Annotated in this window: 18 protein-coding genes; 9 read left to right on the top strand and 9 right to left on the bottom strand. The window is 61.2% G+C overall.

Annotated elements, in window-relative coordinates:
• Positions 1-124 precede the first annotated feature (124 nt).
• From AC1Q6I_RS21345 to AC1Q6I_RS21315, 7 genes are all read right to left on the bottom strand, one after another.
• A complete protein-coding gene (locus AC1Q6I_RS21345) occupies positions 125-1,492 on the bottom strand; it encodes a DUF1329 domain-containing protein (RefSeq protein ID WP_024077346.1) in 1,368 nt (455 codons plus the stop codon).
• Between the two features lie 24 nt (positions 1,493-1,516).
• Positions 1,517-3,283, bottom strand: coding sequence for a DUF1302 domain-containing protein (locus tag AC1Q6I_RS21340; protein WP_024077347.1), 1,767 nt, complete (start codon positions 3,281-3,283; stop codon positions 1,517-1,519).
• A 519-nt stretch (positions 3,284-3,802) separates the two neighbouring features.
• Positions 3,803-4,714 (bottom strand): SDR family oxidoreductase, encoded by a 912-nt coding sequence (locus AC1Q6I_RS21335; RefSeq protein ID WP_102624121.1) that lies wholly within the window; start codon positions 4,712-4,714, stop codon positions 3,803-3,805.
• A 136-nt stretch (positions 4,715-4,850) separates the two neighbouring features.
• Positions 4,851-5,753 (bottom strand): alpha/beta fold hydrolase, encoded by a 903-nt coding sequence (locus AC1Q6I_RS21330; RefSeq protein WP_069076991.1) that lies wholly within the window; start codon positions 5,751-5,753, stop codon positions 4,851-4,853.
• A complete protein-coding gene (locus AC1Q6I_RS21325; protein ID WP_024077350.1) occupies positions 5,753-6,535 on the bottom strand; it encodes a class II aldolase/adducin family protein in 783 nt (260 codons plus the stop codon). The genes AC1Q6I_RS21330 and AC1Q6I_RS21325 overlap by 1 nt, the downstream gene beginning before the upstream one ends.
• Positions 6,536-6,685: 150 nt before the next feature.
• Positions 6,686-7,372: an LrgB family protein gene (locus AC1Q6I_RS21320; protein ID WP_024077351.1), complete on the bottom strand. Its 687-nt coding sequence runs from the start codon at positions 7,370-7,372 to the stop codon at positions 6,686-6,688.
• A complete protein-coding gene (locus AC1Q6I_RS21315; RefSeq protein ID WP_024077352.1) occupies positions 7,362-7,748 on the bottom strand; it encodes a CidA/LrgA family protein in 387 nt (128 codons plus the stop codon). Before AC1Q6I_RS21315 ends, AC1Q6I_RS21320 begins: the two co-directional genes overlap by 11 nt.
• A 99-nt stretch (positions 7,749-7,847) precedes the next feature.
• Between AC1Q6I_RS21315 and AC1Q6I_RS21310 the strand changes: the two genes are divergently transcribed.
• Entirely contained in the window at positions 7,848-8,744 is an 897-nt protein-coding gene (locus AC1Q6I_RS21310; protein WP_024077353.1) for a LysR family transcriptional regulator, read from the top strand.
• On the opposite strand, the gene AC1Q6I_RS21305 is transcribed toward AC1Q6I_RS21310, so the two are convergent.
• Positions 8,725-9,180, bottom strand: a complete 456-nt coding sequence (locus AC1Q6I_RS21305) for a flavodoxin (RefSeq protein ID WP_069076990.1) — start codon at positions 9,178-9,180, stop codon at positions 8,725-8,727. The genes AC1Q6I_RS21310 and AC1Q6I_RS21305 overlap by 20 nt on opposite strands.
• A 129-nt stretch (positions 9,181-9,309) precedes the next feature.
• Between AC1Q6I_RS21305 and AC1Q6I_RS21300 the strand changes: the two genes are divergently transcribed.
• Positions 9,310-9,777, top strand: a complete 468-nt coding sequence (locus AC1Q6I_RS21300; RefSeq protein ID WP_024077355.1) for a PAS domain-containing protein — start codon at positions 9,310-9,312, stop codon at positions 9,775-9,777.
• Between the two features lie 60 nt (positions 9,778-9,837).
• On the top strand, positions 9,838-10,443 hold the full coding sequence (locus tag AC1Q6I_RS21295; RefSeq protein WP_024077356.1) for a hypothetical protein: 606 nt from the start codon (positions 9,838-9,840) through the stop codon (positions 10,441-10,443).
• A 2-nt stretch (positions 10,444-10,445) separates the two neighbouring features.
• Here the strand turns inward: AC1Q6I_RS21295 and AC1Q6I_RS21290 are convergent, their stop codons facing one another.
• Entirely contained in the window at positions 10,446-11,405 is a 960-nt protein-coding gene (locus AC1Q6I_RS21290; protein WP_024077357.1) for a MerR family transcriptional regulator, read from the bottom strand.
• A gap of 212 nt (positions 11,406-11,617) precedes the next feature.
• On the opposite strand from AC1Q6I_RS21290, the gene AC1Q6I_RS21285 reads away from it, so the two are divergent.
• The 6 genes from AC1Q6I_RS21285 to AC1Q6I_RS21260 are packed head-to-tail and all read left to right on the top strand — an operon-like array spanning position 11,618 to position 14,555.
• Positions 11,618-12,178, top strand: coding sequence for an antibiotic biosynthesis monooxygenase (locus tag AC1Q6I_RS21285; RefSeq protein WP_024077358.1), 561 nt, complete (start codon positions 11,618-11,620; stop codon positions 12,176-12,178).
• Positions 12,179-12,235: 57 nt separating this feature from the next.
• Positions 12,236-12,946 carry a dihydromonapterin reductase gene (gene folM / locus AC1Q6I_RS21280; protein WP_069076988.1) on the top strand — a complete coding sequence of 237 codons (711 nt, stop codon included), beginning with the start codon at positions 12,236-12,238 and terminating at the stop codon, positions 12,944-12,946.
• A 20-nt stretch (positions 12,947-12,966) separates the two neighbouring features.
• Entirely contained in the window at positions 12,967-13,527 is a 561-nt protein-coding gene (gene folE, locus AC1Q6I_RS21275; protein WP_024077360.1) for a GTP cyclohydrolase I FolE, read from the top strand.
• Between the two features lie 2 nt (positions 13,528-13,529).
• A complete protein-coding gene (gene folX, locus AC1Q6I_RS21270) occupies positions 13,530-13,901 on the top strand; it encodes a dihydroneopterin triphosphate 2'-epimerase (RefSeq protein WP_003194073.1) in 372 nt (123 codons plus the stop codon).
• Between the two features lie 23 nt (positions 13,902-13,924).
• Positions 13,925-14,221, top strand: coding sequence for a DUF1244 domain-containing protein (locus tag AC1Q6I_RS21265; RefSeq protein ID WP_102624120.1), 297 nt, complete (start codon positions 13,925-13,927; stop codon positions 14,219-14,221).
• Positions 14,214-14,555, top strand: a complete 342-nt coding sequence (locus tag AC1Q6I_RS21260; RefSeq protein WP_024077362.1) for a HopJ type III effector protein — start codon at positions 14,214-14,216, stop codon at positions 14,553-14,555. Before AC1Q6I_RS21265 ends, AC1Q6I_RS21260 begins: the two co-directional genes overlap by 8 nt.
• Positions 14,556-14,575 lie beyond the last annotated feature (20 nt).

Below are 14,575 nucleotides of genomic sequence, written 5' to 3'. Positions count from 1 at the left end.
TCACAGACGATGTGTTTTTAACTGACACACCGCAGCGCCTGGTTTTGGGGCTGCTTCGCAGCCCAACGCGGGGCAAGCCCGCTCGCCACAGGTGACTGTTTGCTGGCCCCGCTTCGATCCAGGATCAGCGCACGCCTTCAGACCTCAAGGCCGCCGGTGTGTAATCCGCCGCCTTCGCCGCGAAGCCGAACACGAAGCTGCTCTTCTCCTCGTTCTTCATGCCCAGGGCGATGTAGCGCCCGGCGATGATGTCGTACAGGGTTTCCACGGTGTACGCCGGCACCTGATGGTCGTAGTAGAACTGCGCATGCCCCTCGGCGACGCGCCACAACTGGCCACGGCCGTCGTAGTGATCCACCAGCGCCACCTGCCAGCTGTCTTCGTCGATGTACATGTGGCGCTTGGCATAGATGTGCCGCTCGCTCGGCTTGACGGTGCCGACCACTTCCCACACACGGTGCAGCTCATAGCGGGTCAGGTCCTGGTTGATATGCCCGGCCTTGATGATGTCGTCGTACTTGAGGGTCGGCGAATCGAGCTTGTAGCTGTTGTAGGGGATATACATCTCTTTCTTGCCCACCAGTTTCCAGTCATAGCGGTCGGGGGCGCCGGAGAACATATCGAAGTTGTCGGTGGTGCGCAGGCCGTCCGACGCCGTGCCCGGACCGTCATAGGACACTTGCGGAGCACGCCGCACACGGCGCTGGCCGGCGTTGTAGATCCAGGCCAGGCGCGGCTCCTTCACTTGGTCGAGGGTCTCGTGCACCAGCAGCACGTTGCCCGCCAACCGCGCCGGCGCCGTCACCGATTGCTTGAAGAAACTCAGTACGTTGGCCGCCTTGGCCGCGTCGATATCCGGGATCGCCTGGGGCACCGCCACTTCTTCCTCGAAGCGGATTGGCGTGTAGCTGCCGTTGGTCTGCGGGGTGGCCTGGGTGATGATGCGTCGCAGGTTGCCGCCGTGGTAACGGGTGATGTGGTTCCACAGCACCTCCACGCCATTCTTCGGAATCGGGAAGGCGTAGTAACGGTTACCGGTGAAGTTTTCCAGGCCGTTGCCGTCGTTGATCGCATGCACGTTCAGCGCGCTGCGCTTGATCGACTCGTAGATGTCCGGCGGCAGGTTCACCGTGCGGTGGCTGGGGTACACCGGGATCTTGTAAGTCTCGGGGTAGCGCTTGAACATCGCCACCTGGCCATCGGAGAGTTTGTCCTTGTACTTGTCCACCGTCGCGGCGGTGATCACGAACAGCGGTTTTTCGTTGGCGAACGGGTCGGCGAGGAAGCCTTTGCTGTCCACGGCACCGGCGTTTTTCGGGATACCGCCGGTCCAGGCCGGGATCGAGCCGTCGGCATTACCGGCTTTTTCCGCGCCGACGGGGGTAAGCGTGGTGCCGAGCTTGGCGGCTTCCTCGGGCGATACCGCGGCCATCACGTTGGCGGCCAGCAGGCTGAGGGCCAATACGCCACATTGCAGAATCATCTTGCGCATAAAGTCGTCCTTATCAAACCGTGATCAGAAGTTCGCGCCGACGCTGAGGGCGAGGAAGTCGCGGTCGGTCAGGGTGTTGTAGTGGCCACCGAAAAAGTCGGTGTAGCTCAGGCTGGCGGTGTAGGTGTTGCGGTAGTCGGCATCGACCCCAATGCTGACCGCCTTGGCCCCTTCGTTGAACAAGCCGTTGGGGCCATAACCCTTGACGTCATGGGACCACGACAGGTTGGGCTTGAGGTTGACCCCGGCGAATACGTTGCTGTAGTCAAGGATCGCGCGGGCGCGGTAGCCCCATGAGGTCGCGGTGACAAAGCCATCATGATCGCCCTGGTAGCCGTAGACGCCGTAGACCGAGTCACGGCCATAACGCAGCTTGCTCTTGGCTTCCAGGCCCGCCACGTAGGTGACGCCGGCTTCGCCCACCAGCGTCAGGCGATCGGCGCCCATCACTTGGTCGAAGAACTGCGTCAATGTGGTTTGCGCCTGGGTGACTTGCTTGCGGCGGTAACCGGTGTTGTCTGCACCCGCCGAGGAACTGATCACTGAGGTGCCGGGAGCGGCCGGGTTGACCAGGGCCAGGGTCAGGTCAGTGGTGTTCAACTGCACCGGTGCATTCGGCCGGTAGCTGATCTCACCACTCCAGGCGGTGCCGGTGGGCAAGGTGGTCGAGAAGCTGGCGCCGTAGAGCCGAATGTCTTCCGGGTATTCGAGGTAGTACTGGCCACGGCCGAGCATCACGCTTGAAGCCAGCGAAGGACGCAGCGCGCCCGGCACCAGAGGCAGCATGCCGCCCAAAGCAGTAAGCGTGCTCTGCCCTGCACTGGTGGTGCCGACGGTCGGCGTACGGCTGTGGTAGTTCATGAAGTACACCGCGTACTCGGTGTCGTCCCCCAGCCAACGCAATGCTGCGCCCCATTGGCCGCTGTCCCGGGCATCGCGGTCCTTGCCGCGTTGCACCACGATGCCTTCCTGCGTCACCTGGTAGCCTTGCCCGAACGCATTGGCCAGCGGCTGGAAGCCCGCCGCCGCCGCGCTGCCGACGGTGTAGTTGTTGTTGCAGCCGTGGGCCACCACATCGTTGCCAAAGAAGGTGCCGCAGTTATCCACCACGGTGTTTTCCCAGTTCAACTGGTAGAAACCTTCCACCGTCAATTGGTTGGTCAGGCTTTGGGAGGCGAACAGCATGTTCACCGGGATCAGCCCTTCCTTGATCTCCGCACCGGGGCGGCGGAAGGCCGAGACGTCGATGGGGTTGATGCTGTTGATGGAGTTGCCGATAAAGGTGCTCTCACCCCAGCTGACCACCTGCTTGCCCACGCGCACGTTGCCCGGCAGGTCGCCGATGGAATAGTTGTGATAGACGAACGCGTCCAGCAGCTCGTAGCCGGAAGAACGTGCGCCTTCGTCGCGATGGTGGTTACTGATCTGCTTGAACTCACGGTCTTCATCCTGCAGCTCGAAGTCGTACCAGTACTTGCCGCGCACGAACACACCGCTGTCGCCGTACTTGAGCTCCAGGTCATGAATGCCCTTGAAGATTTTCGAGAAGGTCTCGCCCTTCTTGAAGTTCAACCGTCCGTCATCCCCGGTCGACGCCTGGCCGGTACCGCCGTTGGCCACGCCCACCAGCTTCTTGTCGGCATCGCGCATGCCCCAGCTGGCGCCAACCGACAGTGAGGAATCGAATTGCCCTTCGATCTCGCCAATATTGAACGAAACAGCCTGTGCCTGGGCGCAGCAGCCCAGTGCAACCGCTGCAGCCAGCGCCTGTGGCGTGAAGATGGCGCGCATTGTTGTTTTTGTCATGCGTCTTCCCCGGTGAGTGACAGAAGGCCTCACCCTACTGCCGCCCAACGGGAGCGATAAGCGCACCAAGGAGGTATTCGTGTTGTCGCTCGAAAGGATGAATGGGCGCTCTGGCCGGGGTTTGGGCGGGGCCATGGATTGGGTGGATGGCGGGTTATCAGGGGAATGGATGGGCGGCTTGGCGGCAGGACGGGCACCGCGAAGGTACTGTTGCTGATTCAGTAACAGTCCTTGTCACGAAGCGGGATTACTCATTTTGTTACAAGCGACTATTCTTACCTGGCTTTCAGGGCAAACAGCCCACTCCCGCAACCGGGAGACAAGCCAGACTTCGATAGATTGGTGCCTGTTTTCAATCTGTTACCGCTGTTCACTGACGTTGATTTATCGCTCCTTGATCCAACGTCTTACTTCGGCCGCTGCTTTGCAGCGGCCTTTTTTATGCCCGCAATAAAACGAGGCGCCCTCAGCGCCCCGTAGTATTTAATAACGATCACGTAATGATCAAAGGCTGAATTTCTGCAAATTGGCCATCATCTCCTTCAACGCCTCGATATTGTCCTTGGGGTGAGCGGCGCCTTCGAAGTCACAGATCTGCTGCCAGTGCGCGGCCACATCGTCCGGCGAGAACCCGGCCTCCGGGTCGAAGCCCACACCCAGGCTGCGCTCCCAGCGGGTCTTGCCGATCCAGCCGCCGCCGACTTCGAACAGCCCGGCGGTTTCCTGGCATGCCTCGCTGCCCAGGTACACCACCAGTGGGCTGACCAGTTCCGGCTTGAGGCGCTCGAATACCTGCGGCGGGATCAAGCCTTCGGTCATGCGCGTGCCGCCGGTGGGCGCAATGGCATTGACCAGGATGTTGTTCTTGCGGCCTTCCAGGGCCAGGGTACGGGTCAGGCCATACAGGCCAAGCTTGGCCATGCCGTAGTTGGACTGCCCGAAATTGCCGTAGATGCCCGAGGTGGACGCCGTAAAGATCACCCGGCCATAGCTTTGCTCACGCAGATGAGCCCAGGCGGCGCGAGTGACTTTATAGGCGCCTTCGACATGCACGCGGTAAACCAGGTCCCAGTCGCTGTCGTCCATCTTGTGGAAGGTTTTGTCGCGCAGGATGCCCGCGTTATTGACCACCACGTCGACACGGCCGAAGACGTCCAAGGCGTTCTGGACGATTTTCTCGCCGTCGGTGACGGAATCATGGTTGGCTTCGGCAATGCCGCCAGCGTCGCGAATCTCGGCCACCACGCGGTCGGCCGCTGATGCGTTCGCCCCCTCGCCCTGGGTGGAACCGCCGAGGTCGTTGACCAGCACCCTGGCTCCGTGCCGCGCGAACAGCAGTGCATGGGCACGGCCCAACCCGCCGCCGGCGCCGGTGACGATCACGACCTTATCCTGGAACTGCACTGACTGACTCATACCAAACTCCAATGGGGACAATGGGAATGGGTCGAGTGTCAGGCACCGCGCTTGCAGTCACAATAAATACAGCCACGGCTGAATGGTGCGCGATAAGGCAGCAGGATGATCACCCGCTTTCCTGTAGGAGCGCCTCTCAGGAATAAGCCCTGCGCGGCGCCGCTTGCCCAATCCGCTCGCGAAAGGCCAGATAATGCTTGAGCACCTGCACCGGCGCCTCGATCTGCGGGTAGTGGCCGATATTGGCCAACAATACCGTGTCGGCGTGGGGCACCAATTGCTGGTAGCGCTCGACCATGTGGGCACCGGAGATCGGATCGATTTCCCCATCGATCACGCGCAACGGCACCTCGCCGCGCTGCATCGCCTCCACCCACCGCTCGCGCAGGCGCCGACGCTGGGGAATGTAGGCGATCAACTTGTGCAGGATGCGCGGGCCGTCGTTGCAGTTGATCAAGCTCCAGAAATCATCGAGGGCGCTTTCGCTGGGGAGGGTGTCGGGGCCGAAAATCTGGTTGAAGCTGTCGGACAAGGCGCTGCGCCCGAACGCGCGGCCGATCATCCAGCCCACGGGGCTGAGCAACAGTTTCTGTACCAACGCCGCGCGATGGGTTTCGGGGAACAACCCGCCGTTGAGAAACACACAACTGGCCATCTGAAACCGGCCTTCGTAGTGCCGCGCCAGCAACTCCTGGGCGACGCTGTCACCGTAGTCATGGGCCAACACGTGCACCGGCTGCTGCACGCCCAGGTGCTCGAGCAGCGCCTGTTGCACATCCGCCTGTTCCAACAGGCAATAGGTGTGGTCCAGCGGCTTGGCTGAATCGCCAAACCCGAGCATGTCGCAGGCGATCACCAGGTTACGCTGGGCCAGGGGCTGCCACAGGTAATGCCAGTCCCAACTGGCGGTCGGGAAGCCATGGATCAATAGCAACGGCTCGCCCTGTCCGGCCACCCAGTAACGAAGGGTACGGCCGCGAAAGACGAAATCCTGGCCACGCTTGCGCCAGGCTCTGAGCGGGATTTCGGCGAGTGGCATCAGCTTTTATACCCGGGGTCTTGAAGCTCGAGTTTGCGCAGCAGCGCCGGCCAGGCCAGCGCGCCTCCCATGCCTTGGGCACTCTTTGTGACCGCCGCCGCCATTGCCTTGGCACCGGCAAGGATCTGCGGCGCGATGGTAATCAGTTCAGCCCCGCCATTTTGCGCCAGCACCTGGATATCGCAGGCGCGCTGGAAGATGAACATCATCAGGAAGGTATCGGCGATGGTGCCGCCACACGTCAACAGACCGTGGTTGTGCAGCATCAGGAAGTTGTTTTCACCGAGGTCGGCCTGCAAGCGGGCCTTTTCCTCATGGTTCAGCGCCACGCCTTCGTAGGCGTGATAGGCCAGGCTCGACAGCACGAACAGTGACTGCTGGCTGATTGGCAATACGCCCTGCTTTTGCGCGGCCACCGCGACACCGGCGGCCGTGTGGGTATGCAGCACGCAGACCACGTCATGGCGCACTTCGTGGATCGCGCTGTGGATGGTGTAGCCCGCCGGGTTGATCTCGTAGGGACTGTCCATCCGTTTGTTACCGGCCTGATCGACCTTGACCAGGCTCGAAGCAGTGATCTCATGGAACATCAGCCCGTACGGGTTGATCAGGAAATCGTCGGTACCCGGCACCTTGGCCGAGATATGGGTGAAGACCAGGTCATCCCAACCATGCATCGCCACCAGGCGGTAGCAGGCGGCCAGGTCGACACGGGTTTGCCATTCGACGGCACTGACCTGGTCTTTGACGTTCTGTGGCAATGGTGCAGGGGCTAGGCTCACGGCAATGACCTCCTTGACACGTTTTTTATTATTTTTCTTGAGTGAAGGGCCAGTCTAGTCAGACCTCATGGCTGCCGTAGTTGCCTTGGCAGCCAGCTTGATGACCGAACGAGTCAGCACAGAGAATAGTTGAACTTTGTTTAATTCGCGTCAGAGAAGCGCCGCCAATAAAGGCGCGGCGAACAGGTTGAGCAACCCTGTCAACACCATCACCAGCCCCGCGACAGAGCCCTCTTCGCCGCCTACTTCATGGGCCCGGCTGACGCCCGCACCATGGGCGCCCACGCCAAATAACGCGCCGCGCGCCAGCGGTGTACGCAGCGGCAGCCACTTGAGCAACACGCCGCCGAGCATGGCGCCGAACACGCCGGTGAGCATCACGAACACCGCCGTCAGTTCCGGTACGCCGCCCAGGTCGGACGACACGGGCATGGCAAACGGTGTGGTGATGGAGCGCGGCACCAGGGACATTGTCACGGCGCTGTCCAGCGCCAGCGCTTTGGCCAGGCCGAACGAGGTGCCGATCGACGCCGCGCTGCCCGCGACCATACCCAGCAACAGCGCCGGCCAATGCCGCGCCAGCAAGCGCCGCTGCTGCCAGATCGGCACGGCGAACGCCACGGTAACCGGGCCCAGCACCGCCATCAGCCAGTGGGTGTCGGTCGCGTATTCGGCGTAGGCGGTTTTCAGCGGTACGGCCACCGCCAGCAGCAGCACTGGCACCAGAATCAGCGGCGACAACAGGTAGCGACCGGTTCGCCGGTAAATCCAGCGACTGAAAACATAGGTGCCCAGGGTCAAGGCCAGCCAGAACACCGGCATCAGTTCAAGCTTCATGGCGCAGCCTCCAACGGCACACCCATTCCACGGTGAACGCCGTGACCAGCATCACCGCCAAGGTGCTCAGGCCAATGACCAACAAGATGCGCCAGCCTTCGTTGCGCAGCAGACCACCGTAGTCCAGCAGGCTCATCAAGGCCGGAATAAAGAACAGCAGCATCTCGGCCATCAACACGCCGGCACCCAATTGCAAGGCTGCCGGCTTGACCAGGCCCGTGGCGAAGGTCGCCAGCAACAGGCCCAGGCCAACCACGCCGCCGGGGACTGGCCACGCCAGCCAGACGGCCAACTGGGTGCCCAGCAGGTAAATGGCCAGCAGCACGACCAGTTCGGTGAGTAAACGGCTGAAATGTTTGAAGCGGAAACGTTTCATGGGCTTTGGATCCTCGCAGGCCTCCATTTTAGAGAAGCTTCCCCCATCCCCACAGCGAATTGTTAGACTGCCGGCCATTCCAAACTGGAATCATGAACCATGGAATTCAAACAGCTGCGCAGCTTTGTCGAAGTGATCCACCGGGGTGGTTTTACCCAGGCCGGGAAAACCCTGCATATCAGCCAGTCGGCCGTCAGCAAGCAGGTCGCGCAATTGGAGCAAAGCCTCGGCACGCCGCTGCTGGACCGCATCGGCTCGCAGATCCGCCTGACCGCCGCCGGCCAGGTGGTGCTGCAACGTGCCGAAGCGATGCTGCGCCTGCAAACCGAGCTGCTCAGCGAGCTGGACGACATGCACCAACTGACCCGTGGCGAACTGCGCCTGGGCCTGCCGCTGCTGGGCGGCGATACGCTGTTCGCCGGACTGTTTGCCGAGTACCGGCGGCGTTATCCGAACGTGACGATCCAGTTGCTGGAGGGCGGCAGTCGCAATATCGAGCAGGCGATCCTCAATGGTGAACTGGAAGTCGGTGGTAGCTTGAAGCCCAATGACCCGGCATTCGCCTGGCAGGCTTTCTGCGATGAACCGCTGGACGCGTTGCTGCCGATTGATCATCCCCTGGCGGAAAACGCCCAGGTACGCCTGGAGGAACTGGCCGACACGCCGTTCCTGATGTACCAGCGCAGCTTTGTGCTCAACGACCGACTGATGCAGGCGTGCCGGCAACTGGGTTTTACCCCGAAGGAAATCGGCCGCAGCGGCCAGGCAGATTTTCTCGCGGCGCTGGTCGCCGCTGGCCAAGGAGTGGTGTTGTTGCCCAGCGTGGTCGCCCGTGGGCTGGTGCGACCGGGGGTGGTACGCCTGACGCTCAAAGCGCCGGACTACCTACGCTGGGACATTGCCTTTATCTGGCGCGAGGGCGCCTATCTTTCGAGAGCCGCGCAGGCCTGGCTGGCATTGCTGCGCGAATTCCCGGTCAACCGCGCAGTGCAGTGACCAGCTCGGCCAGCCACGGCTCGGCGTCGGTTTCGGGGGTGACGCTTTCGCTGGCGTCCAGGCGCAACATCGGCAGCACCTCACGCAGGCCCAGTTCGGCGAACAATTCGCGCATTTGCTCGCCGCCACCACAGAAGGTGTCGCCGTAGCTGGCGTCACCCAGGCCGATCACCGCACCGGGTAAGCCACGCCAGGCAGCGGGCAACTGGTCGCGAATAGTCGAGTACAGCGGTTGCAGGTTGTCAGGCAGCTCGCCCATGCCGGTGGTGGAGGTCACCGCCAGAAACGCCTCAGGGGCAAATGCCTGCACGTCCGCCAGGGTGGCGCGCGGGTTGTGCCAGGCGTCGAAACCGGCCGCGTTGAGGATGCCGGCGGCGTGGCGGGCGACTTCTTCAGCCGTGCCGTACACCGAGCCGGAAAGGATGGCGACTTTCATCAATCTGATCCTGTGGTTGAGCGAAAGCCTGGGATATTAGCAGCTGGCGCAAAATTTTCGGCGCACACCGTGCAACATTCAAGGCATGTCATAAACTGCCAGGTCCACCCACAAGCCATGGACCGCTCAATGATTAACGCCCGACTGATGCAAATGGTGATCAACGCTTCCAACGACGGCATCGTTGTCGCGGAGCGTGAAGGCAAGGACAAGCCACTTATCTACGTCAACCCGGCATTCGAACGCCTGACCGGCTACACCCTGGATGAAATCCTCTATCAGGACTGCCGCTTCCTGCAATCGGGCGACCGCGACCAACCGGCCCTGATAGCCATCCGCGATGCCCTGGAACAGGGCGGTACCTGCCGCGAAATCCTGCGCAACTACCGCAAGGACGGCAGCCACTTCTGGAACGAACTGTCGTTGTCGACGGTGTACAACGAGGCCGACAAGCAGACGTATTTCGTCGGTGTGCAAAAGGACGTGACCCTCCAGGTCAAGGCCCAGCAGCGCGTCGCGCAATTGGAAGCCGAACTGGCCAGCGTCAAGGCCGAGCTGGCGGCGCTCAAGGCGACGAGCGGATCTAACAAAATTTAGAAAATACGGTCATTAAAGCGGATAATGGCATTTTAATACTTCCCCCCGTGGGCATGACCGATGCAACGCGACACGCTTCTGACTCAGGACGAACTGGATTTCATCCAGAACATGCAGCACAACCCGCAGCTCAACCTGCGGGATCCGTCGTCGAGCCTGACTGTCAACGGCGGTGCGCAGCTTCGCGACTTGCTCACGCGACTGGCCGCTCACGACCACGTCACTCTCCAGGCGCAATTCGATAACCAGCAACTCACCTTTCCCCTGCACCTGGTGGAAGATGAGTTTCATGCGGTGCATTTGCGCCTGGGCGTACCCAGCATTTTCGAAGACGGGCCGATGATCCGCCCATGGCGCCTGGCCCTGGAAACACCGGTAGCACTGGAAAACATCAGGGGAACACCCAGCGCACTCTGGGTGCATGAGGTGTCTTTCAAAGGCGTGTTGGTGGAGATTCGTGGCCGGCTCAGGCCGCCGAAAACCTTTTCCCTGTGGTTCAGCCCCTCGGGCTATGAACGCATTGCCCTGCGCGGCACCTTCGAGCGGGAAACCGCACGAGGCCTGTTTGCCTATCGCCTGAGCCAAGGTGACGTGGATGAAACTGAGCGCCTGCGCCAATTCATCCTGCACCAGCACCGCCTGGTCCACCCACAAATGCACGCCTGATATCAGGTATCCAGCCCGCCGCTGAGAAACTGTTGCAAGCGGCGCCGCATCAGGCGACCTTCATTGCCAAGACAGCCAACGGACGTGCCGGCCAGGTTGTCCTGGGCAAGATCCGAAGCCGCACCGGCAAGAAACAGCGGGCAATCCAGGGTCAACGCCAAGCGGTTCAAGCGCCCGGCAAAGTCATGGTTATGCGAGTAATTGGAGAAGAGGATCAGCGCCTGTGGGCGAGTCTTCTCGCAGACCAGTGTCAACTCGTCAAACGGCTGCCCCATGCCCAGCACTTTCACGGCCAGGTCATCTCGACTCATCAAGAGCGCCGCCACCAGCAACTCCAACTTACGGCACTCGCCAGCCATGGCCGCCAGCAATACCCGCGGCACGGGTGAAGCACACGCCAATTGCAGGCGCTCCAAGGCACGTACGCGCAGGAAGTTGTCGAAGAACAACCATTCGCTCGCCTGGCCGAAACGCCCCTCATGACGCAACAGCTCATTCCACAGAGGCATCAGAATGTCCTGGAACACCACGTCGAGTGGGTAGGTAGCCAGAACCTGCCCATACAAACGTTCCAGTTGACGGTCGTCAAAGTCGCTGATGGCCTGTATCAGCCGCGCCTGCCACTGCGGCCATTCGCCCTCTTCGACGACATCGCGCTCCGCACGAACGGCCTTGGCCTGCTGATCGTCGCGAGCGAGAATCTTGCCCACTTTGCTCACGGCTACGCCGCGCTCGATCCAATCGAGAATACGATGGACTGTCTCTATATCGCCCTTGGAATAGAGGCGATGCCCACTTTCAGTGCGCGTGGGCTGGATCAAGCCGTAACGACGCTCCCAGGCACGCAAGGTGACCGGATTGATGCCTGTCAGTCTCGAGACTTCACGGATCGGAAACAGCTTATCGGAAACCGTTGAATCCAGATGCGAAGCACTATCATGCGGAGCAGTAATCACGGGCATTTTTGACCAAAAAACCAACGTTAACTGGGCGCTCATTTAACGCCTTTACACCTGTCTTTTTCAAGTTCTCCGATTTTCGGACCAATGTCGCTGGTGTATTTGGGTAAAACGGGAATAATCCTTGCCTGTTTTTTTGCGCAGCCGCAACACCCCGCGACTACGCCTGTGTGCCACCTACCCGGTTCCGCACACCCGAATATTGGAGATACACAATGTCTACCTCACCCGTCACCCTGATGGTTGCGCGCCGCGTGGCCAAAGGGCGCTATGAAGAACTGATGGCCTGGCTGCGCGAAGGCGAGCAATTGGCCACCGATTTCCCCGGTTACCTGGGCTCCGGCGTGCTGGCCCCACCGCCCGATGACGATGAATTCCAGATCATTTTCCGTTTCGCCGATGAAACCACCTTGCATGCCTGGGAGTTCTCCGCTTCACGCAGCGCGTGGTTGGGCCGCGGCAGCGAGCTGTTTGCCGACCCGTCCGAGCATCGCGTGCGTGGCATCGACGGTTGGTTTGGCGCCGCAGGTGCGCGACCGCCACGTTGGAAACAGGCGGTAGCGATCTGGCTGGCGTTTTTCCCGGTGTCGCTGCTGTTCAATTTCGTCCTGAACCCGCTGCTCAGCGAGCTGGAGCTGGCTCCGCGCGTGCTGGTCAGCACCCTGGCCCTTACGCCGCTGATGGTGTACTGGTTCATCCCGCTGTCGACACACCTGCTGGCGAACTGGTTGCATCCCACACCGCCACCGCGCAAGGCCACCGAAGCCGCAGCGTGAATACAGGGGCGGCCGGTCGCTGGTATAGTTCCAACCTGCCAGCGATTCGAGCCTCCCATGACCGCACCAAACGCCCCCATCCTGATCACCGGTGCCGGCCAGCGCGTCGGCCTGCATTGCGCCCAGCGCTTGCTGGATGAAGGGCAACCGGTCATTTTCAGTTACCGCAGTGAACGCCCCGGTGTACACGCCCTGCGCGAGCGTGGTGCGATCGGCCTGTTTGCCGATTTCTCCAGCGAGGCCGGCATCCTGGCCTTTATCGCTGAACTCAAGAGCCAAACTGATAGCCTGCGGGCCATCATCCACAACGCCTCGGCCTGGGTCGCAGAACCCCCTGGCGACGAAAGCCGTGCCTTGACCGACATGTTCAGTGTGCACATGCTTGCGCCGTACCTGATCAACCTGCATTGTTCACCCTTGCTGCAACGTTCTTCACCCGCCGACATCGTGCATATCAGCGATGATGTCGTGCGCAAAGGTAGCCGCCAGCACATCGCCTACTGCGCCACCAAGGCCGGGCTCGATAGCCTCACGCTTTCGTTTGCCGCGCAATTTGCGCCGCGGATCAAGGTCAACGGCATCGCCCCGGCGATGGTGATGTTCAACGAGGGCGATGACGCGGCCTACCGCGCCAAGGTCCTCGCCAAGTCGGCGCTGGGCATCGAGCCCGGGCCCGAGGTGATCTACCAGAGCGTGCGTTACCTGCTGGACAACCCCTATGTCACCGGTACCACCCTGACCGTCAACGGCGGGCGGCATATCAAGTAAGCCGTTTGTGAGGATGTTGTATGACCTTATCCCTGCCCCACCATTACCGCGAGATCCTCAAGGGCCTGGGCGAAGACCCGGAACGCGAAGGCTTGCTCGACACCCCCAAGCGCGCCGCCAAGGCCATGCAGTACCTGTGTCATGGCTACGAGCAGAACCTCGAAGAAATCGTCAACGGCGCGCTGTTCGCCTCCGACAATGACGAGATGGTGATCCTCAAGGACATCGAGTTGTACTCGCTGTGCGAGCACCACCTGCTGCCCTTCATTGGCAAGGCCCATGTGGCCTATATTCCGACCGGCAAGGTGCTGGGCCTGTCAAAGCTGGCGCGCATCGTCGACATGTTCGCGCGGCGCCTGCAGATCCAGGAAAACCTCACTCGGCAGATCGCCGACGCCATCCAGGAAGTGACCCAGGCCGCCGGCGTGGCCGTGGTGATCGAAGCCAAGCACATGTGCATGATGATGCGCGGCGTGGAGAAACAGAATTCAACCATGAACACCTCGGTGATGCTCGGCGCCTTTCGCGAGTCGAACACCACGCGCATGGAGTTCCTGCAACTGATTGGACGGAGCAAGTAGCAATGCCACAACTTCAACCAGGCATGGCGCGCATCCGGGTCAAGGACCTGTGCCTGCGCACCTTTATCGGCATCAACGAGGACGAAATCCTCAACAAGCAGGATGTGCTGATCAACCTGACCATCCTGTATGCCGCCCAGGAAGCCGTGCGTGACAACGATATCGACCACGCGCTGAACTACCGCACCATCACCAAGGCGATCATCGCCCATGTCGAAGGCAACCGCTTTGCCTTGCTCGAACGCCTGACCCAGGAACTGCTGGACCTGGTGATGAGCAACGAATCGGTGCTGTACGCCGAAGTCGAAGTGGACAAGCCCCATGCGCTGCGCTTTGCCGAGTCGGTGTCGATTACCCTGGCGGCCAGCCGCTAACCTCTTGAATCTGCGTGAGCCCTATGAACGACCAACAACGCCTCGAACTTGAAGCCGCCGCCTTTCGCCGGTTGGTGGCGCACCTGGACAGCCGCAAGGATGTGCAGAACATCGACCTGATGAACCTCGCCGGTTTCTGCCGTAACTGCCTATCGAAGTGGTACAAGGCCGAGGCCGACGAGCGCCGGATCGAGCTGAGCCTCGATGACGCCCGCGAAGTGGTGTACGGCATGCCGTACGCCGAGTGGAAAGCCCAATACCAGAAAGAAGCCAGCGCCGAGCAACAGGCGGCGTTTGCCCAAGGAAAAACCCATGACTGATTTGAATACCCTGCGCGCCAGCCTCAACAGCGGCGAACATGCCTTTGCCGATACCCTGGCGTTCGTCACTGCCGGTTATGACTACCAGCCGCAGGCCTTTACCAATGGCACCGTGGAAAACGCCGCCGGGCAGAACGAAGGTTCATGCAAGACCCTGGGCCTGGCGCTGCTGGAAGGCTTGAGCGATCAGGAAGCACTGCTGGCCTTCGGCGAGCATTATCGCTCGGTGGTGGCGACGCCCGAGGGCAGCGACCATGGCAATATTCGGGCGTTGATTGCCCATGGGTTGGCAGGCGTGAAGTTCGCCGCCCAGCCACTGACCCGCAAATCCTGAGTCAGATGTCGATCAACATG

Source organism: Pseudomonas sp. MPR-R2A5, from assembly GCF_058793055.1.
This window is presented reverse-complemented; position numbering and strand designations above follow the sequence as displayed.